The organism is Streptomyces oceani, from assembly GCF_001751245.1.
GTDB lineage: Bacteria > Actinomycetota > Actinomycetes > Streptomycetales > Streptomycetaceae > Streptomyces > Streptomyces oceani.
This window is the reverse complement of record NZ_LJGU01000118.1, coordinates 36203-56687: the sequence shown is the minus strand read 5'-3', so window position 1 is coordinate 56687 and position 20485 is coordinate 36203. Positions and strand designations below refer to the sequence as shown.

The following is a 20485-nucleotide window of genomic DNA, read 5'->3' as shown; positions in this document are numbered from 1 at the left end:
GCCGTACGCCGCCCGCGCCGTGCCCCGTTCCTCGCGGCTGCGACCGCCACGTTTCTGACGCTGTGTCCGATCGGTACGCTCGCGGCTTTCGGCCCGTCAGCCGCCGCCGCTCCGGCCCATCACGCCGAGGACGACAAGCCCGCGCCGAAACCCCCGGCGGACATGTCCACGATCGGTGGTAAGCAACTCGGCGAGCCCGGCACTCAGGTGGACCCGCGGCCGGGCGCGGACGCTCCGGAGCTGCCGGAGAAGCTCACCGGAAGGTCCTGGATCGTCTCCGACGCCGAGTCCGGGAAGGTGCTGGCCGCGCACAACGCCCACTGGAAGCTCGCGCCGGCGAGCACGCTGAAGATGCTGTTCGCCGACACGGTGCTGCCGAAGCTGCCGAAGGAACGCGAGCACCTCGTCAAACGCTCCGACCTGGAGGGCATGGGCGAGGGCAGCAGCCTGGTCGGCGTGAAGGAGGGACTGACGTACTCCGTCGAGGATCTGTGGCGCGGTGTCTTCCTGCGCTCGGGCAACGACGCGGTGCACGTGCTCGCCGCGATGAACGGCGGAGTGGACAAGACCGTCCAGGAGATGAACGCGCACGCCGAGCGGCTGCGGGCACTGGACACCCACGTCGTGTCGCCGGATGGCTACGACCGCGAGGGGCAGGTGTCCTCGGCGTACGACCTGTCGCTGTTCGCGCGCTCGGGGCTACAGAAGAAGGACTTCCGGGACTACGCCAGCACGGCGCGGGCGAAGTTCCCCGGCAAGGTGAAGAAGGGCGATAAGGCGGACGAGAAGGGCGACGCGAAGGCCGGGGAGAAGGGCGGCGACAAGGGCGGGCAGAAGCGCGAGTACTACGAGATCCAGAACACCAACCGGCTGCTCACCGGCGACTACGGGCTCGACCCGTACCCGGGCATCGCCGGCGTGAAGAACGGCTACACCTCCGACGCCGGCAACACGTTCACCGGGGTCGCCGAGCGGGACGGCCGGGTGCTGCTGGTCACCGTGATGCATCCGAAGGGCGGTGGCGGCAGCCTGAACATCTACGAGGAGACCGCCAAGCTCTTCGACTGGGGCTTCAAGGCGGCCGGCGCGGTACGGCCGGTGGGCCAACTGGTGCCGCCGGGACAGGGCTCGCCCCAGGGCGGTCCCGGCGAGGCCGGCGGCAACGGGAAGAACGCCGAGGACGGCGGGAAGACCGAGGGCCAGGAGGGCGATGACGCCGCTCTCACCGGCGCCTCGGGTGGCGACGCCGGTGGCATGGGCGTGGCGCTGGCGGTGACGGCCGGAGTGTTGGCGGTGCTGGCGCTCGGGGGCTTCGCCGTACACCGCCGCTGGCCCCTCCCGGAGCTGCGGGGACGGCAGCCGGCGACCGGCACGCTCGGCGGTACGGGCGCGGGCGCCAGCGCGGGCACTCGTANCGGTCTGGGACCTCGAGGAGGACCCGGGCAACCCCGTGCTCCTCAAGCTGAAGGACCTCGGGGCACTGATCGGGCTCGGCGCCGCTGCCCTGGTCTCGGTGGCCGGCTCGGCCTTCGCGCTCGCCGTCGTCGGCTGGCTGGCCGACCGGATGGGCCTGGACGAGGGCGGCGTCGGCCGCTGGCTGCTGCGCCTGGCCGGCTACGCGGTGGCCATCGGCGCCGACTTCCTGCTGCTCTGGTACGTGCTGCGGTGGCTGCCCCGGGTGCGTCCGGAGCGTGACCTGATGGTGGCGGCGTGCCTGATCGGCGCAGTCGGCTTCGAGCTGCTGAAGCTGCTGCTGGGCGGCTACCTCCAGGGTGTCGCCGCCAAGAACACCTACGGCGCCTTCGGGACGCCCATCGCGTTGCTGCTGTGGATCAGCTTCATGGCCAGGCTGCTGCTCTACTGCGCGGGGTGGACGGCGGTACGGGCGCGGGCGCCAGCGCGGGCACTCGTACGGGCGCGGGCGCCAGCGCGGGCACTCGTACGGGCGCGGGCGCCGGGTCAGCCGCCACCGGGACGGTCACCGCGGCGGATCGTCCGGACGACTCCGCGGCGGATCGGGGCGCTGCTCCGGCTTCGGGCGGGGAGACTCCCGGGACGAGTCCTGGTGCGCGGACGCAGGACCCGAAGCCGCAGGACCCGAAGACTCCGAAGTCTGGTCCGGACTCCCCCGCTGGTCCGAGTCAGGGCTCGCCGCGTCCGGACTGACCCGCTCGGTCGCCGTCCACCCCGCGCAGTAGAGCAGCAGCCTGGCCATGAAGCTGATCCACAGCAGCAACGCGATGGGCGTCCCGAAGGCGCCGTAGGTGTTCTTGGCGGCGACACCCTGGAGGTAGCCGCCCAGCAGCAGCTTCAGCAGCTCGAAGCCGACTGCGCCGATCAGGCACGCCGCCACCATCAGGTCACGCTCCGGACGCACCCGGGGCAGCCACCGCAGCACGTACCAGAGCAGCAGGAAGTCGGCGCCGATGGCCACCGCGTAGCCGGCCAGGCGCAGCAGCCAGCGGCCGACGCCGCCCTCGTCCAGGCCCATCCGGTCGGCCAGCCAGCCGACGACGGCGAGCGCGAAGGCCGAGCCGGCCACCGAGACCAGGGCAGCGGCGCCGAGCCCGATCAGTGCCCCGAGGTCCTTCAGCTTGAGGAGCACGGGGTTGCCCGGGTCCTCCTCGAGGTCCCAGACCGCCCGCAGGCACTCCCGCAGCGTGCCGACCCATCCGACACCGGTGAACAGCAGCAGGGCGCCCGCGGTCAGCCCGATCGCACCCGCGTGGTCGGCGAGTTGCTGGATGTCGAGCTGGCCGGAGATGCCGGGCACCTGGTCGGCGAGCGTCTTCTCGAAGTCCTTGACCTGTGACCGGGACAGGAACGCCGCCCCGGCGGCGATGCCCACGACGATCATGGGGAAGAGCGCCAGGAAGCTGGTGAAGGTGATGGCGGCGGTGAGCCGCTGCCACTTGTGTGCCTCCAGGTGTTCGTACACCCGCCACACCCGGGTGCGGAAGAACCAGGCGGCGACGGGTCCGATCACGGGCAGCTTGGTGAGCCAGTCCATCGTGTGCGCCTACCCGCGCTGACCCGAACGATCACCAGGCGGTTGACGATCGACCCCCGAAGGGGTGAGGGCGCGAGGTGCGCGGGCGTTCGCTCGTCGCCACCCCGCGCCCGTCCGTCCCCCGGGAGACCGGGTGGGAAGCGCTCAGCCCTTGCCGAAGACGAGCGCCAGCGGACGGTCCGCGGACACGTCCGCGGAGAGTCGGCGGGCCTTTCCGTCGCCCAGGTACAGCCGGCCGTCGGCGTAGAGCATTCGTCGGTCCAGGTCGAAGCTCTGCTCCAGTTCGGTGCTCTCGGCCGGGTGTCGCAGCAGTCGCTCCTTCTCGAAGGACTCGGGATCGATCCGCCAGACTCCGCCGCCCTCGCCGGTCGTGGCTTCCTGGTACGCGAGCACCGAGCCGCCCTTGTCGAGGCCGATCGGCACCAGCGCGACCCCTTCCTCAAGCTCGCTCCGGCCGGTCTTCTTCCCCGACGTCAGGTCGAAGGCGACGATCTCGTTGCCGATGTCGGTCTGGTCGTCGGGGGTCTTGTCGGAGCCCAGATAGAGGGTCTGGGTCCGCCTGTCGACGGCGAGTTCGGTGCAGCCGGCGACGGCCACCGCGTCGCAGCTGGGTTCGTACGCGTCCCTGAGGATGTCGATCTTGCTGACCAGCTTGCCCTTCGCGGCGCTGTCGTCCAGGGTCAGGAAGTCCGTGACGCCCGTGCCCGGTTCGGCGTCCCCGGTGTCCACCCCCACCACCAGCGGGTCCGTCGCGGCAACGTGGGCGTACTCGGGGCCGGGGGGCAGCTGGTAGGTGGACTTGTCGGCGCCCGTCGCCGGGTCCAGCGTCGCCACGCTCAGCTTCGGCGGGTCGGTGTCGCCGCACTCCCGTACGACGACCAGCTTCTGGTCGCTGCCGGCGTAGCCGTTGTCGCTGCAGGTGTCGTCGTCACCCGGCTTCCACAGCTGCTGGCCGTCGTTCGACCAGGCCACGCCACCCGAGGTGCCGCCCGCGGCCACGGTGCCGCCGCCCATGGCCACCTCGTCGAAGTCCATGGGGTCGCCCCAGGAGTCCGTCGCGCGCTTCTGCCAGAGCAGTTCGCCCTTCTCCACGTCGACCAGGCCGACCTCGGTGCACTCGGGGTCGGCGGCCTCGGCGTTCTCGAAGAGGACCGCGACGTGACCCTGCTCGGTCACGTACGACGAGGACCAGCACACGTTGCCGGAGAGCGGCACCTTCCACCGTGGCTTGCCGCCGGCCAGCGGATAGCCGACGATCTCCTGGACGCCCGTCTTGACGAAACTCCTGTCCGTGGTCCACATCCCCATGGCACCGGTCTCGTCGTCGACCTTCGGCATCGGCACCTTGTGCACCACCTCCGCCTCGGCCGCCCCGCCACCGGCTTCGTCGTTCCCGCCGCCGTCCCCGCCGGCGACGAACCAGATCCCGCCGCCAGCCACCAGCAGCACCGCGAGAACGACGGAAACGACCACGCCACGCCGGGACTTCGGCGGCGGGCCGGGCACGTGTGGCCCGCCGGGGCCGGGCGGGCCACCGGGGTAGTACGGCATGCCCGGCGGCGGGCCACCCGACGGTGGTGGACCCGTGTGCGGCGCCTGCGCCGGCGGCACGGGCGGCTGGCCCGGCGGTACCGGCGGCTGACCCGGCGGCACGGAGGGGGGCTGCCAGGACGGCGGGCCGGAAGCGTGGGGCGGCTGACCGGGGTTGGGCGGCATCGGCGGCTGCGACATCACGTACTCCTTGAGGCGGGTACGGGAACCGCCGCGAAGCAGGGGTGGTGACTGACGCCAACGACCCGCGTGAGCCGTCGAACCACGCCGTGGTTCGGTCTCGGCTGCCGTACGGCCCCGGGACCCGCTGACGAGGCACGCCGGAACGGGCCTCGGCCATGGATGGGGGGTCGGGACGGCATGGCGCCCGGGCCCGTGCGTGCCGGGTCGGAAGCCACGCCGCTCCTTCGGGCCGAGGATCCTTCCTGGCGCTTACCCCGATTTCAACCTCGTTTCACCACGCGGCAGTTCGGGCCGACCAGCGCGGGCGAGGGAGCCGACAGCGCAGGTCCCGGGCCGCGAGGCCACCATCACCGCGATGACCAGCGACGCCGCGCCTGAACACCAGTGCGAGCGACTCCGGGTCGTCCGCTCGCGAGCGTGCCCGGACCCGGGTGGGCACGAGTCGAACGTTAGGGAGGTACATAGACCGACGAGGTCGCCCGGCCACCGCCCTCAGACGGGCACCGCCCCGCGGCCGAGCGGCACCTGGCCCGCCGGCCGTACGGAGGGATCACGCGATCGCCCGGCCGTACGGTGCAGGCGGGAGGCGCGGCCTACACGGAGGGCGCCGGCGGACGGGACATGTCCGCCTGGCGCGGCACGGCCGGGAAGCGCGGCTTGCTCTCCGCGCCGAAGCCGAACTCCCGGTGCAGCTCCCAGACGCAGTCCTCGCCCTGGGTGTAGAGCGCGAAGCCGTTCACCGTCCAGGTCGCCTCGAAGTCGGCCAGTTCCGCCGCCGCCCGGTCCATCGACTCCTCCGCGATGCCGTGCGCGACGGTGACGTGCGGGTGGTACGGGAACTGCAACTCCCGGGCGAGCGGCCCGTCCCCGCCCCGTACCCGCTCCTGCAGCCGGCCGCAGGCCGAACCACCCTCCGCGACCCGGACGAACACCACCGGAGAAAGCGGCCGGAAGCTCCCGGTGCCGGACAGCCGCATCGGGAAGGGCTGGCCGGCGCCGGCCACCGCGGCCAGATGCCGCTCGACGGCGGGCCAGGACGCGACGTCGATCTCGGTCGGCGGCAGCAGGGTGACATGTGTGGGGATGCCCAACGCCGCGGCGTCACCGAAGCTCGCACGCCGCTCCTGGAGCAGGCTGCCGTACGGCTCCGGGACCGCGATCGATACACCAAGCGTGACGATCCCCACGTCTTTCTCCCTCCTGCGATACCTGAACGTGCCTGTACTGCCGGCCGGTTGGGGCCCGGTCGGCCGGTCGTGCCGCTGTCTGTAGCTGTTGTTCCGCGGGGTGCGGCCCTCGTCGGGCCACCCGTCGCCGGTGCCAGTGTGGCTGCCGGGCGGCCGTACGGCGAGGGGCGTGCGAGGGGCGCGACGGTGCGCGACCGCGCGGTCGCTCTAATGCTTCGCCGGCACGAAGCCCACCCTGTCGTACGCCTCCGCGAGCGTCTCGGCGGCGACCGCCCGCGCCTTGTCCGCGCCCTTCGCCAGGACGGCGTCGAGCGTCTCCGGGTCGTCCAGGTACTGCTGGGTCCGCGCCCGGAAGGGCTCCACCCACTCCGTGACGGCCTCGGCCAGGTCGGTCTTGAGCGCGCCGTACCCCTTGTCGGCGTACCGCTGCTCGAGGACGGGCACCGACTCGTCGGTGAGGGTGGAGTAGATGGTCAGGAGGTTGCTGATGCCCGGCTTGTGCTCCGGGTCGTACCGGATCTCGGTCCCGGTGTCCGTGACGGCGCTCTTGATCTTCTTCGCGGCGGCCTTCGGCTCGTCGAGCAGGCTGACGATGCCCTTCGGCGAGGAGGCCGACTTGCTCATCTTGACCGTCGGGTCCTGCAGGTCGTAGATCTTCGCCGCTTCCTTGAGGATGTACGGCTCCGGGATGGTGAACGTCCGGCCGAAGCGGGCGTTGAACCGCTCGGCGACATCGCGGGTGATCTCGATGTGCTGGCGTTGGTCCTCGCCGACCGGCACCTGGTTCGCGTGGTAGAGCAGGATGTCCGCGATCTGCAGGATCGGGTACGTGAAGAGACCGACGGTCGTGCCCTCCGTGCCCTGCTTGGCGGACTTGTCCTTGAACTGGGTCATGCGGGACGCCTCGCCGAAACCGGTGACGCAGTTCATCACCCAGGCGAGCTGGGCGTGCTCCGGGACGTGGCTCTGCAGGAACAGCGTGCAGCGATCCGGGTCGACCCCGGCCGCCAGCAGCTGCGCGGCGGCCAGCCGGGTGCTGGCGCGCAGCTCGGCCGGGTCCTGCGGGATGGTGATGGCGTGCAGGTCGACGACCATGTAGAAGGCGTCGTGGCTGTCCTGGAGGTTCACCCACTGACGCAACGCACCCAGGTAGTTTCCGAGGTGGAACGAGCCAGCGGTGGGCTGGATGCCGGACAGCACACGGGGACGACGGTCGTTGGCCATGCGGCCATTCTCGCAGAGCGCCCGGCCCGTCAAGTCCCACGGGGAGGCTTCGCGAACAACATCACACCGAGGGGGCGACACTGGAGTCCGGGACCGCACACGAAGCGTCGTAAGCCGTCGCGGCCGATCAAGTTCGGAAGGTTCCTTCGCAAAAGCGCCGGCTGACGGTAGAAAGAACCACCGCCTGTCAGACCGACAACGAAGTCAGGAGGGCCCACCCATGGCCACTTCTTCCGAGCTGATCACCACCTCCGACGCGTACAGCGCGCACAACTACCATCCGCTGCCCGTCGTCGTGGCCTCCGCGGACGGGGCGTGGATGACCGACGTGGAGGGACGCCGCTACCTCGACATGCTGGCTGGTTACTCGGCGCTGAACTTCGGCCACGGGCACCCCCGGCTGGTCAACGCCGCGAAGGCGCAGTTGGACCAGGTCACGCTCACCTCGCGGGCCTTCCACAGTGACCGCTTCGCCGGCTTCTGCCACTCGCTGGCCAAGCTGTGCGGGATGGAGATGGTGCTCCCGATGAACACCGGGGCGGAGGCGGTGGAGACCGCGGTCAAGACCGCGCGGAAGTGGGGCTACCGGGTCAAGGGCGTGCCGGACGGCAAGGCGAAGATCGTCGTCGCGGAGAACAACTTCCACGGCCGCACCACCACGGTGGTCAGCTTCTCCACCGACCAGGACGCCCGCGCGGACTTCGGGCCGTACACCCCCGGCTTCGAGATCGTCCCGTACGGCGATCTGGCCGCGCTGGAGGCGGCGGTGGACGAGCACACGGTGGCCGTGCTGCTGGAGCCGATCCAGGGCGAGGCCGGGGTGCTCGTGCCGCCGGCGGGCTACCTCTCGCGGGTGCGGGAACTGACCCGGGAGCGGAACGTCCTCTTCATGGCGGACGAGATCCAGTCCGGCCTGGGGCGTACGGGCACGACCTTCGCCTGCGAGCACGAGGGCGTCGTGCCGGACGTGTACCTCCTGGGCAAGGCGCTCGGCGGCGGGATCGTGCCGGTCTCGGCCGTGGTCTCCACCCGCGAGGTGCTGGGCGTCTACCACCCGGGCGAGCACGGCTCGACCTTCGGCGGCAACCCGCTGGCCTGCGCGGTCGCCTCGGAGGTGGTGGACATGCTGGCCACCGGCGAGTTCCAGCAGCGCGCCACGGAGCTGGGCGAGCACCTGCACCGGGAGCTGGCCGTGCTGGTGGGCGAGGGGCGGGTCCAGGCCGTACGCGGCCGTGGGCTGTGGGCCGGCATCGACATCGACCCGGAGCTGGGCACCGGACGGCAGATCTCCGAGCGGCTCATGGAGCACGGGGTGCTGGTCAAGGACACGCATGGTTCGACGATCCGGATCGCGCCGCCGCTGGTGATCGGCAAGGAGGACCTGGACTGGGGTCTGGCCCAGCTGCGTACGGTGCTGGCGGGCTGACCGACGAACCGTACGGCACGTACGGGCACCGGGGCGCGCGGGAGTGGCCGCGCGCCCCACTGACGGCGACGGGCGCACCGTGTCGGGCGCGTGCCGGGAAGGCGTGCCCGGTGGTGGCGCCGTAGCCCACCACCACCGCGTCGGGGACGTCTCCGGTTGGCGCGTCCGGGTGCCGGAAACCACTCGGGCCTTCCCCCACGAGTCCCCGACGCGCCGCCGGGCGCAGCGTCGACTGCCCGGTCCCCGGAGGCGGTTCCAGCCCCGGCGGGGATCCCGGTGGGTGACCTGCTTCGTAGGCTCGGGGGTATGACAACGACCCAGAACCACACAGCACGTGCCAGCGTCTGGCAGCACGCCCCCGACGTGTACCAGGGCATGGCGGCGTTCCAGTCCGCGGCGGCCAAGGGCCTCGACCCGGTGGTGGCCGAGCTGGTCAAGATCCGTGCCTCGCAGATCAACAAGTGCGCCTACTGCCTCGACATGCACCACGCCGAGGCGCGTGAGCAGGGTGAGACCCAGCTTCGGCTGGACCTGCTGAACGCGTGGGAGGAGGTGGAGGGCCTCTACACCGAGCGTGAGCGGGCCGCGTTGGCGCTCACCGAGTCGATCACCAGGCTCACCGAGGGCTCCGTGCCGGACGAGGTGTACGCATGCGCGGCCGAGCAGTTCGACGAGGCCGAACTCCCCCGGCTGATCGCGCAGATCGTCGCGATCAACGCCTGGAACCGCTTCCAGGTGACCGTACGCGCCGTCCCGGCCAGCCTGGCTCGGTCACGCGTCTGACGGCGGCGGGTCCGGGGTCGCGGCCGGTCGGCGGCCCCGGCGGTCGCGGTACCCTCGGCGGCTCGTCAGAGGTCCCAAAGCCAGACCTTCCAGGTGCCCGGGTTCTCCTCAACCCAGCGCTTGGCCGCCTTCTCCGGGGTCATGCCGTCCCGGGCGATCATCCGGGCGACCTCGTTCTGATCCTCCTCGCCCCACTGGAAGTTCTTCAGGAATTGCGCGGCCTTTCCACCGTCCTTCTCGAAGTCGGCGTTCATGTACTTCTGCAGGTCCGTCTCCGGATAACCGCACTTGGTCTTCCGCTCGTCGGCGGCACAGCCTTCGTAGTACGGCGGAAGATCGACCTCGGTCAGCTCGATCTCCGACTCCAGCCAGTGCGGACGCCAAAGGTAGGTGAGGAACGGCTCCTCGTGTTTGGCGCGTTTCCGCATCTCCTTGATCTGGGCCGCCTCGCTGCCCGCGAAGACCGGTTCCAGATCCAGGTCGAGATTCCGGATAAGCTGCTTGTCACGGCTGATGAAGTCCGGGGCGCCCTCGAGCAGTCGGCCTTTCTCGCCGGTTTCCTCCGTGGCGAAGAGGTGGGCGTAGTCGTTCAGGTTCTTCCAGTCGGTGATCTCTGGGTGCTCGTCCGAGAGGTACTCCGGTACGTACCAGCCGATGCGTCCCTGCATGCCGAGATCACCGGCCGGCACCACGGTCTTCTTCCGCTGAATGTACTTACGCTCCTGCTCCGGATGTCCCCAGTCCTCCAGAAGGGCGTCCGCCTCGCCCGTGCCGAGGGCCTTCCATGCCTTGTCCTCCGGCCGCTCCCGCACCGAGACGTCGTATCCCAGTTCCCTCTCCAGGAGGTACGAGGCGACGGCGGTGTTCGCCTGACCGCCGACCCAGGTATTGGTCGTCAGACGCACGGCCCCGGCATCATCGGGGGAATCGGAATCGGAGCCAGCCCCGGAATCCGAACCACAGGCGCTGAGTGCGAGAAGGGCGAGCGCGGCGACGGCCGCGCGGCATTTTCGAGCGATGGGCATCGGCACAGCAATCGAGGGTGGGGGTGGGGGGCAAGGAGAGTCCTCCCGACCGATCCTATCCTGCCCTCCGAGCGAACGCACCGGAATCTCAAGGCAGTTGGCGCCAATGTCAGGAAGCATCGCCACCCCTCCGTGCCCGTTGGAACACGGGGAGGTGGCGATACGGTGAGCCGCCTCGTATGAGCTACGAGAAATGTGGCCTACGCCACTCGGATCCCGCTACGGCATCCACTTCTTCCAGGTTTCCTCGTTCTCCTCGACCCACTTGGCGGCGGCCTCGTCAGTGTCCATCTGGTCGATGGTCATCCACTCCACGACCTCTGTCTGCTGCGCCGTCGACCACTTGAACTTCTTCAGGAACTCGGCCGCGTCACCGCCGTTCTTGGCGAAGCGCGCGTTCATGAACTTCGTGAGCTTCGTGTACGGATAGGCACAGTCCACCTTCTCCGGATCGGCGTCACAGCCCGGGGTCCGCTTCGGCAGTTTGACCTCGACCAGGTCGAGTTCCGAGTTCAGCCACTGCGGTGTCCACCAGTAGGTGAGGAAGGGCTCCCGATCCTCGTACTTCTTCCGCATCTCCTTGATCTGGGCGGCCTCGCTGCCGGCGTAGACCGTCTTGAAGTTCAGATCCAGATTCTTGATGATCGCGGCGTCATGGGTCGAGAAGGAGGGCGAGCCCTCCAGCAGCTGGCCCTTGTCTCCGCTCTCCGGAGTGCGGAAGTCCTTGGCGAACTTGTTGAGGTTCCGCCAGTCCAGCACCTCCGGGTGCTTCTCGGCGTAGTACTTCGGGACGAACCAGCCGATGTGCCCGGTGACCCCCATGTGGCCCGCGTTCACGACGGTCTTCTTCTCCTCGACGTACTTCTTCTCCTTGTTCGGAACGCCCAGCCAGTCCTCCATGATGGCGTCCGCCTGACCGCTGTTGAGCGCGTCGAACGCCACCGGTTCGTCCATCTGCGTGGCCTTGACCCGATAGCCGAGCTTCTTCTCCAGAAGATGCTTGGCCACCGCGACGTTCGCCTCCGCACCGGCCCAGGCGGGCACGGTGATGGTGACGGTCTTCGATCCGCCGCTGTAGTACGGGTCCGCCTTTCCGCAACCGGACAGGCCGACCACCAGGCCGAGCACGGCGGCACCGGCGAGCAGTTGCACCCCCCTCCTGCGGACGGCCCCGGCGCGGCGGTCGGAACTCCTCGTGCGGGTGGGTTGCTTCGGATCGTTCTGCTGGTTCGGACGGAGGGCCACGGCGAGGTTCCTTCGGCGACGGGACGGTGGAGGCAGCGGGAGTCGGGGCATGGTCAGTTCCTCCCGCTTCCGGTCTGTCGCGTGCCGGCGGACTGGGTGAGGCGGTCCAACAGCAGCCCGAGGCAGAGAATCGCCACACCGGCGCTGAGTCCGACTCCCAGGTCGCTCTTCTGCAGTCCGTAGACCACGTCGTAACCGAGCGCCCCACCGCCGACAAGGCCGCCGATCACCACGATCGCGAGCACCAGCACGACTCCCTGGTTCACCGCGAGCAGCAGCGAGCGACGCGCCAACGGCAGTTGCACCTGACGGAGTTGCTGGATTCCGGTGGCACCCAGCGAGCGGGACGCCTCCAGCGCGGCCGTGTCGACCTGGGCCAGTCCCTGTGCGGTGATACGGACGACGGCGGGCAGTGCGTACACCACGGCCGCGCAGATCGCGGCGGGACGACCGACCCCGGCCAGTGCGACCACCGGCACCAGATAGACGAACTGGGGCATCGTCTGCATGACGTCCAACACCGGCCGGATCACCCGCATCAGGCGGTCGAAGCGGGCCCCCAGGATGCCGATCAGCACGCCCAGTACCAGGGTGAAGACCAGCGCCACCAGCACCTGGGACAGCGTGTCCATGGACTTCTCCCACAGCCCCATGGCCCCGATGACCGACAGCGACAGGACGCCGGTCAGGCCGGCCCGCCACGAGCCGCCGACCAGCGCGAGCGCCGCGACCACCAACAGCGCGGCCCACCAGGGGGTTTCCTGGAGTCCGTCACGCATCGGGTTGAGCACCCACAGCGTGAAGTTGTTCGCCCAGGTGTCGGTGCCGCCGAGAACCGGCACGTCGGAGCCGATCTTCCCGGTGAGCCACTCCACCCCCGAGGAGATGGGCGCGGAGATCCGTACCGTCCACTCCGGAGGCCAGAACCGCTGTCCGAACAACGGCCCGGTCAGATACGCCAGCAGGGCCAGCGCGAGAAAGCCCGACCAGGCCGGCCAGCCACGCAGTCGGGCGCAGGCCCGGGCGAAGCCGCTGCCGGTGGTACGGGCCGGCGCGTCGAGCTGTTCGCCGGCGGCCGAGGTGACCCGGTCCAGCCAGATGGCGATCAGCACGATCGCGGTGCCGGCGATGAAGGCGATGCCGAAGCTGTCCTTGGACAGCCCCTGGTACACCTTGTCGCCCAGCCCGCCGGCGCCGATCATCGAGGCCAGCACCACCATGGACAGCGCCATCATGATGGTCTGGTTCAGCCCGAGGAGCATCTCCTTACGGGCCAACGGCAGCCGAGCGGTCAGCAGTCGCTGTACCCGACCGGAGCCGAGCGAGACGGAAGCCTCCAGCGCGGCCGGATCGGCGCCACGCAGACCGAGTGAGGTGAGCCGAGCCATCGGCGGGGCGGCGTAGATCACCGTCGCCACCAGGGCGGCCGGCGCGCCGATGCCGAACAGCAGCACCAGCGGCAGCAGGTACGCGAACGCCGGCATCACCTGCATGCTGTCGAAGACCGGCCGCAGCACCCGCTCACAGGTGTTCGACAGGCCGGAGAGCAGCCCGAGCAGCAGTCCGATCACCGCCGAGACCGTGACCGCGAGCAGCATCAGAGAAAGCGTGGCCAGGGCGTAGTCCCACAGGCTGAGCAGGCCGCAGACGGCGAAGGTGAAGACGGTGAGCGCCGCCACCCGCAGGCTGCGGCGGGTGAGGCCGGCACCGGCGACGTACCAGGAAAGCAGGGTGGCCAGCGCGGTCACCCCGATCCAGCCGATATCGGACAGCACGAGGTAGAGCTGGTCGACGGTGCCGGTGGCGAAGTTGCTGACGTGCAGCAGCACGTAGAGGAAGATCCAGTGCCGGTCCCGGTTGTCGGTCAGCCAGTCGCTGACCTGGTCCAGCCGCGTCTGGATGTCGTAGACGAGCGCGGTCGGCCAGGTCCCGCCGTCCAGCACGGCGGCGGTGACCACGGCCACCAGCACGGCGACGCCGAGCGCCAGCAGGCGCGGTCGGGAGCCGAGGGCGGCGAGGGGGCCCCGCGGCCTGCCTGGGCCGCCCCCGGGGCCGCCGGCCGTGGCACCGGCGCGTGGCTGCGCGGGTGTGCCGCGCTTCTCGAGAGCCGGGGCGCTCATACGCGACCTCCCCGGGTGGCGGCGGGCAGCGACGGAGTGCAGGAGGTGTTCATACGCCCGCCACCGCCTTGCCGTTGTCGCTGTCACCGTGGTCGGCGCTGTCCTTGTCGCCGGCGCCGGAGTCGCTCTCGCTGGCGCCGCTGGCGCTGTCGCCGTCCCGGTCGGCACCCGCTGAGTCGTCCTCGGCGGCGTCCTCGACAGCGGCCTCGGCGGCCTCCTCGGCCGGGGACGTACCGGCACCGCCGCCGTTGCCCGCGACGACCGCGAGCAACTGCTCGTGGCCGACGACGCCCAGCAGCTTCTCGCCGTCCAGCACCCGGGCCGGTTCGCCCGTACGCGCCACCGCCTCGATCGCCTCGGACACCAGCGCGCCGGGGGCCAGGGCGGTGCCCGTGCCCGCCTCCCCGTCGGCGGCCGGACGCATCGCGCGGCGCACGGAGATGACCTGCTCGCGCGGCACGTCCCGGACGAAGTCGCGGACGTAGTCGTCGGCGGGGTTGGCGACGATCTCCTCGGGCGTGCCCAGCTGTACGACCTCGCCGTCCCGCATCAGCAGGATGCGGTCGCCGAGCCGCAGCGCCTCGTTCAGGTCGTGCGTGATGAAGACCATGGTCCGGCCCTCCTCGTGGTGCAGCCGGATGACCTCCTCCTGCATGTCCCGGCGGATCAGCGGGTCGAGCGCGCTGAACGGCTCGTCGAAGAGCATCACCTCGGGGTCGACAGCGAGCGCCCGAGCCAGCCCGACCCGCTGCTGCTGGCCGCCGGAGAGCTGGCCGGGACGGCGCTCGCCCAGACCCTCCAGGCCGACCTTGTCCACCATCCGGGCGGCGACCTCACGCCGCTCGGCCTTGCCCATGCCCTGGATCTCCAGGCCGTAGGCGACGTTGTCCAGGACGCTGCGGTGCGGGAGCAGGCCGAAGTTCTGGAAGACCATGGAGGCACGGTGTCGGCGCAGTTCCCGCAGCCGTCCGGAGTCCATGGCCAGCACGTCCTCCCCGTCCATCACCAGGGAGCCGGCGGTCGGCTCGATGAGCCGGGTGAGACAGCGTACGAGGGTGGACTTGCCGGAGCCGGACAGTCCCATGACGACGAACACCTCCCCCGGGTGCACGTCGAAGGACACGTCACGGACCGCGGCGGTGCAGCCGGTACGCGCGCGCAGCTCGGCGGCGCTGAGTCCGGCGTACGCCTGGTCCCCGGGGACCTTCGCGGCCTTGGGACCGAACACCTTCCACAGCTTGCGGACGGAGAACACCGGATTGGCCTGGGTGGTCTCGGACATCACGCAACACCTCCCGGTGTCGTCGTCGTAGCGGTTCGGATGAGGTCGGCCGCCTTCTCGCCGACCATGAGCACGCCGATCATGGGATTGACGGAGGGCATCGTGGGAAAGACCGAGGCGTCGGCGATCCGCACTCCGGAGAGTCCCCGTACGCGCAACTCGGGGTCGACGACGGCCTGTTCGTCCGAGCTGCCGCCCATCCGGCAGGTGCCGGCGGGGTGGTACACGGTGTGCGCGACCTGGCGGGCGTACGCGCTGACGTCCTCGTCGGAGGTCACCTCCGGCCCGGGGCACACCTCCCGCTTCAGCCAGCCGGCCAGCGGCTCCGTACGCGCCACCTCGCGGGCGGCGCGGATGCCGTCCACCAGGGTGCGGGCGTCGTAGTCGTCCTCGTCGGTGAAGTAGCGGAAGTCCAGGGCGGGTTTCACCTCCGGGTCGCTGGAGGTGAGGTAGAGCCGGCCGCGGCTGTGCGGCTTGGGGATGTTCGGCGTCAACGAGACACCGTGTTCCGGGCGTTCGTAGCCCAGCCGCTCGGGGTTGTCGGTGAACGGGACCTGGTAGAAGTGGAACATCAGGTCCGGCCCCTTGGACTTGGGGTCGCGACGCACGAAGAGGCCCGTGTCGGAGTCCATGGCGGAGTTCTCCGGGATGGGTCCGTTCGTCTCCCAGACGATCACCGACTCGGGGTGGTCGAGCAGGTTCTCGCCCACCCCCGGCAGGTCGTGGTGTACGTCGATGCCCAGCTCCGTCAGGTCCGCGGCCGGCCCGATGCCGGAGTGCAGCAACAGTCGCGGGGTGTCCACCGCGCCGGCACACAGCAGGACCTCGCGTTCGGCGCGCAGCAGCCGCTCGGCGCCGTCGGCCGTACGGACGTGCACGCCGGTCACCCGGTCACCGTCCAGCTCCAGCCGGTAGGCCCAGGTCTCCAGGAGGATCTCCAGGTTGGGCCGGTCACCGGACTCGATGTGCGGATGCAGGTAGGCGACGGAGGCGGAGGAGCGCTTGTTCGTCTCCGGGTGGTACGCCAGGTCGAAGAAGCCGGCGCCCTCGGTGAACGGCCGCTTGTTGAAGCCCTCCACCAGGGGCACGCCGAGCGCGGTGGTGGCGGCTTCGAGGAAGTCGACCGCGACGGCGTTGCGGTCCCGCTCCCCGACCGGGACAACGTTGTTCCGGAGCTTCGCGAAGTACGGCTCCATCGCCGCCGCGTTCCACCCGAGCGCCCCGGCGGTCTCCCACTCGTCCCAGTCGGTGGGCAGCGGCTTGAACGAGATCAGCGTGTTGTGCGAGGAGCAGCCGCCCAGTACGCGGGCCCGGCTGTGCCGGATGTGTGAGTTGCCGCGCGGCTGTTCGGTGGTCGGATAGTCGTAGTCCAGTTCGCCGCCGAGCAGCCCGAGCCATCGTCGCAGGGTGAGGACCTCCGGGCGGTCGATGTCGGACGGCCCGCCCTCGATGAGAGCGACCCGGACGTCCGGGTCCTCGGTGAGCCGGGAGGCGATGACCGAACCGGCCGTTCCGCCACCGACTATGACGTAGTCATAGGTGGGCATAGGGGGTGTTGCTCCTTGTTGGTGTGCATGACTGCCGGGCGGCTTTCCGGTGCGCCGGGCGGGTGTCGGGTGCGTCGTACGGATCGCGTACGGCGCACGCGGCGTGCGGCCTACGGTTCGGCGAGGCCGGCACGGTCGACGGGGTCCAGGGGGTTCACGGGGCCGGGGGCCGACAGGGTCCGGGTTGCTCCGGGGAAGTGCACGGGGTAACCGCCTCAGCCGGAGAACCACCGGACCGGCGACGGTCGCAGGTTCTCGTAGACGTGCTTGGTCTCGCGGTACTCCGCCAGGCCGTGCGGGCCGAGTTCGCGGCCGACTCCGGACTTGCCGAAGCCGCCCCACTCGGCCTGCGGGAGGTAGGGGTGGAAGTCGTTGATCCAGACCGTGCCGTGCCGCATCCGGGCGGCGATCCGGCGGGCACGGGCGCTGTCCGCGGAGAAGACCGCGCCGGCGAGGCCGTACTCGGTGTCGTTGGCCAGGGCCACCGCCTCCTCCTCGGTGGTGAAGGTCTCCACGGTGAGGATCGGCCCGAAGGTCTCCTCGCGGATCACCCGCATCCCGCGGTGGCAGTGGTCGAGGATCGTCGGGGAGTAGAAGTAGCCGCTCTCCGGGCGTACGGCGGAGGGTTCGGGCCGTTCGCCGCCGCAGCGCAGGGTCGCGCCGTCGGCGAGCGCGGAGGCGACGTACTCCTCGGTCTTGGCGAGCTGCTGGGCGGAGACGAGCGGGCCGCACTCGACGCCCTCCGCCGTGCCGCGCCCCAGCCGGATACGGGTGGCGCGCCGGGCCAGCTCGGTCACGAAGCGGTCCCGTACCGACTCCTCGACGATCAGCCGGGCGCCCGCCGAGCAGACCTGGCCGCTGTGCGTGAAGGCGGCGTTCAACGCCTGGTCGACGGCCAGGTCGAAGCCCGCCTCGGTGGCGCAGGCATCGGCGAGCACGACGTTCGGGTTCTTGCCACCCAGCTCCAGCGCCACCTTCTTGACCGTGGGCGCCGCGGCGCCGGCCACCTTCGTGCCGCTGGCCAGTCCGCCGGTGAAGGAGACCAGGTCGACGTCCGGGTGCTCGGCCAGCCGGGCGCCCACCGGGTCGCCGGCTCCGGTCACGAGGTTGCCCACGCCCTCCGGCAGGCCCGCCTCCTGGAGCAGCTTCATCAGGTGAACGGTGCTCAGCGGAGTCAGCTCGCTCGGTTTGAGGACGAAGGTGTTGCCGGCGGCAAGGGCCGGAGCCACCTTCCAGCTCGCCTGCAGGAGCGGGTAGTTCCAGGGCGTGATCATGGCGCAGACGCCGACCGGCTCGTGCACGACGACGCTGTGCACCTCGGGATCACCCGCGTCGACGACCCGGCCACCCGAGTCGTTCCGGACCAGGTCGGCGAAGTAGCGGAAGGCGGCGGTGACGTCGTCCACGTCGACGCGACCCTCCTCGAGGGTCTTGCCGGTGTCCCGGGACTCGGTATGGGCGATTTCCTCCCGATCCCGCTGGAGCGCGTCCGCCACCCGCCGCAGCAGCGCGGCGCGTTCGGCGACCGGGGTGTCCGGCCACGGGCCGGTGTCGAAGGCCGAGCGCGCGGCGGCGACGGCGGCGTCGGTGTCCGCGATGTCCCCCTCGGCGACCACGGCGATCGCCGTGGCGTCGGCCGGGTCGATGACCTCCCTGGTGCCGCCGCCCGCGGCGGCACGCCACACCCCACCTGTCTGGATGCTCTTGACTACGGACACCTTGGGCTCTGCCTTCCACGCGCGGGGGTTTGCTCGGTCTTGCGTCGACGCTGTGACCAAGCGAAACCCCTGCCCCGGGATGCGGGCCTCATGTCTCCACGAGTCGAATAAGTGTCCTTGCTCACCATAAGCGGGGGCGAATATTCCGGTTTTCCGGGAACGCTCCCGCCGTACCGGCGCCACTCGGGCACGGAACGGCCTCGGGAAGTCCCCGCCGCGGTGTTGCGGGGGTGGCCGCACCGCCCGTACGGACAGCCGGATAACCATATGGCGAAGGGCCGGTCCGAACCGTGGTGGTTCGGACCGGCCCCGCCGGATTTGGCACCGGCTTCCGGCTCCCGGCACGCGACTCCCGGCGCACGGCTCCCAGCGAGGGGGCGCGCGTACGCCAGTGGCTCAGACCAGCCCGAGTCCGCGTACGGCGTCCCGCTCCTCGGTCAGCTCCCGCACCGAGGCGTCGATCCGGGCGCGCGAGAAGTCGTTGATCTCCAGGCCCTGGACGATCTCGTACGAGCCGCCCGCGCAGGTGACCGGGAAGGACGAGATGATCCCCTCCGGGACGCCGTAGGAACCGTCCGAGGGGATGCCCATGGAGGTCCAGTCCCGCTCCGGTGTGCCGTTGACCCAGGTGTGGACGTGGTCGATCGCGGCGTTGGCCGCCGAGGCGGCCGAGGAGGCGCCACGGGCCTCGATGATCGCGGCACCCCGCTTGGCCACCGTCGGAATGAAGTCATCGGCCAGCCACTTCTCGTCGTTCACGACCTCGGCGGCGTTCTTGCCCGCGATCCGGGCGTGGAAGATGTCCGGGTACTGGGTGGCCGAGTGGTTGCCCCAGATGGTCAACCGCGAGATGTCCGAGACCGTGCTGCCCGTCTTCCGGGCGAGCTGTGACAGGGCACGGTTGTGGTCGAGCCGGGTCATCGCCGTGAACCGCTCGCCCGGCACGTCGGGAGCGGCGGCCTGAGCGATCAGCGCGTTGGTGTTGGCCGGGTTGCCCACCACGAGCACCTTCACGTCCTCGGCGGCGTGCCCGTTGATGGCCTGGCCCTGCGGCTTGAAGATGCCGCCGTTCGCCTCCAGCAGATCGCCGCGCTCCATGCCCTTGGCCCGCGGCCGGGCGCCGACGAGCAGGGCGATGTTGCAGCCGTCGAACGCGACGTTCGCGTCATCGGAGATGTCGATGCCGCTCAGCAGCGGGAAGGCGCAGTCGTCCAGCTCCATGGCGGTGCCCTCGGCCGCCTGCACGGCCTGCGGGATCTCCAGGAGGCGGAGCCGGACTGGTACGTCCGCGCCGAGCAGTTGGCCGGACGCGACGCGGAAGAGCAGCGCGTAGCCGATCTGCCCCGCGGCGCCGGTGACGGTGACATTGACGGGGGTGCGGGTCATGGCGATCTCCGAGTACCTGACGAGTGCGTTGGCGTCCGCTGCGGCGGAGGCTCCACGGACGTCCCTGCTCTGTTCCCTGTTCCAGGTCTCTCTACGTCAAGAGACCCGTCGTCAGGCTATAGGACGCCCGCCGTCGAGCACCCGCCGACCCGGCAGCCGGGGACCCGCGGGCGGGCGGCGGCTGCCGTACGACACCGGCGGGGCGGGACTTCGTCACGTAGGGGAAGCGGGGCCGCGCTCCGGGACGAGAGCGGCTACTCCTCCGGTGGTGCCGTGCTGTCCCCGGCCCGTACGCAGCCCTCGTTTCCCACGTCAAGCGTCGCGCAGGCACGCGCCTGGCCGACCCTGTCGACCGGAACCATCGAGGTGTAGGCGTAGTTGGACGCACCGACCTGCTGGGTGCTGGACCGCTCCTCGCCCTTTATCCGCAGGCTGTCCCCCTCGGCAGCACCGCTTATCCGCGCCCAGGCCGCACCGCACACCTCGCTGTAGCGCACCTCGATCATGCTGGGGCCCACCCAGCCGGTGCCGGCCGTCTTGGCGTGCTGGCCGCCACAGCCCATGGCCTCCGGGTCCTTGTCATAGCACTCCTGGCCGGAACACTTCACGCCGTTGGGCAGCTCCGGATCCGCGGACGAGGTGGGCTTCGCCGACGCGGGGTCCGAACCCTGGAAGTCCCAGGCGAACGCCCCCGCCGCGACGACCACCAACGCGGCCAGCACCCCCACCACCACCATCAGCCCGCGACGTCGTCCCTCGCCGCCCGACCGCTCGGCGCGGTCGGCGGGCCCCGGCGGG

General features: G+C 70.6%; 14 protein-coding genes and 2 pseudogenes. 4 read left to right on the top strand and 12 right to left on the bottom strand.

Annotation, left to right across the window (positions count from 1 at the left end; translation table 11 throughout):
* Positions 1-54: 54 nt before the first annotated feature.
* A pseudogene (locus AN216_RS31265) lies at positions 55-1359 on the top strand (D-alanyl-D-alanine carboxypeptidase family protein); the annotation flags it as partial.
* A 91-nt stretch (positions 1360-1450) separates the two neighbouring features.
* Positions 1451-1831: pseudogene (locus tag AN216_RS29680) on the top strand (YhjD/YihY/BrkB family envelope integrity protein); the annotation flags it as partial.
* A 147-nt stretch (positions 1832-1978) separates the two neighbouring features.
* Here AN216_RS29680 and AN216_RS29170 read toward each other — a convergent pair.
* From AN216_RS29170 to trpS, 4 genes are all read right to left on the bottom strand, one after another.
* The gene (locus AN216_RS29170) at positions 1979-3010 is read right to left on the bottom strand and encodes a YihY/virulence factor BrkB family protein (RefSeq protein ID WP_070196457.1); all 1032 of its coding nucleotides are present in this window, start codon (positions 3008-3010) and stop codon (positions 1979-1981) included.
* Between the two features lie 144 nt (positions 3011-3154).
* On the bottom strand, positions 3155-4561 hold the full coding sequence (locus AN216_RS10905; protein ID WP_107401960.1) for an outer membrane protein assembly factor BamB family protein: 1407 nt from the start codon (positions 4559-4561) through the stop codon (positions 3155-3157).
* 776 nt (positions 4562-5337) lie between these two features.
* Complete coding sequence (locus AN216_RS10900) at positions 5338-5931, bottom strand: 2'-5' RNA ligase family protein (protein ID WP_070196456.1); 594 nt, start codon at positions 5929-5931, stop codon at positions 5338-5340.
* 207 nt (positions 5932-6138) lie between these two features.
* Positions 6139-7155, bottom strand: a complete 1017-nt coding sequence (gene trpS / locus AN216_RS10895) for a tryptophan--tRNA ligase (protein ID WP_070196455.1) — start codon at positions 7153-7155, stop codon at positions 6139-6141.
* 220 nt (positions 7156-7375) lie between these two features.
* Here trpS and rocD point away from each other — a divergent pair, with 220 nt between their 5' ends.
* A complete protein-coding gene (rocD, locus tag AN216_RS10890; protein ID WP_070196454.1) occupies positions 7376-8581 on the top strand; it encodes an ornithine--oxo-acid transaminase in 1206 nt (401 codons plus the stop codon).
* Positions 8582-8887: 306 nt separating this feature from the next.
* The gene (locus tag AN216_RS10885; protein ID WP_070196453.1) at positions 8888-9364 is read left to right on the top strand and encodes a carboxymuconolactone decarboxylase family protein; all 477 of its coding nucleotides are present in this window, start codon (positions 8888-8890) and stop codon (positions 9362-9364) included.
* Positions 9365-9429: 65 nt separating this feature from the next.
* On the opposite strand, the gene AN216_RS10880 is transcribed toward AN216_RS10885, so the two are convergent.
* The 8 genes from AN216_RS10880 to AN216_RS10845 form a co-directional block, all read right to left on the bottom strand.
* A complete protein-coding gene (locus AN216_RS10880; protein WP_244502414.1) occupies positions 9430-10269 on the bottom strand; it encodes an ABC transporter substrate-binding protein in 840 nt (279 codons plus the stop codon).
* Positions 10270-10608: 339 nt separating this feature from the next.
* Complete coding sequence (locus AN216_RS10875) at positions 10609-11535, bottom strand: ABC transporter substrate-binding protein (RefSeq protein WP_244502416.1); 927 nt, start codon at positions 11533-11535, stop codon at positions 10609-10611.
* A 152-nt stretch (positions 11536-11687) separates the two neighbouring features.
* On the bottom strand, positions 11688-13754 hold the full coding sequence (locus AN216_RS10870; RefSeq protein ID WP_070196451.1) for an ABC transporter permease: 2067 nt from the start codon (positions 13752-13754) through the stop codon (positions 11688-11690).
* A gap of 49 nt (positions 13755-13803) precedes the next feature.
* Positions 13804-15036, bottom strand: a complete 1233-nt coding sequence (locus AN216_RS10865) for a quaternary amine ABC transporter ATP-binding protein (RefSeq protein WP_079166474.1) — start codon at positions 15034-15036, stop codon at positions 13804-13806.
* Entirely contained in the window at positions 15036-16583 is a 1548-nt protein-coding gene (locus AN216_RS10860; RefSeq protein WP_070196450.1) for a GMC family oxidoreductase, read from the bottom strand. Before AN216_RS10860 ends, AN216_RS10865 begins: the two co-directional genes overlap by 1 nt.
* Before the next feature lie 215 nt (positions 16584-16798).
* Positions 16799-18301 (bottom strand): aldehyde dehydrogenase family protein, encoded by a 1503-nt coding sequence (locus AN216_RS10855; RefSeq protein ID WP_070196449.1) that lies wholly within the window; start codon positions 18299-18301, stop codon positions 16799-16801.
* A gap of 396 nt (positions 18302-18697) precedes the next feature.
* A complete protein-coding gene (locus AN216_RS10850) occupies positions 18698-19687 on the bottom strand; it encodes a malate dehydrogenase (RefSeq protein WP_070196448.1) in 990 nt (329 codons plus the stop codon).
* A 254-nt stretch (positions 19688-19941) separates the two neighbouring features.
* Positions 19942-20485, bottom strand: a 544-nt coding sequence (locus AN216_RS10845) for a DUF2690 domain-containing protein (RefSeq protein WP_170843090.1), incomplete at its 5' end; no start/stop codon positions are given.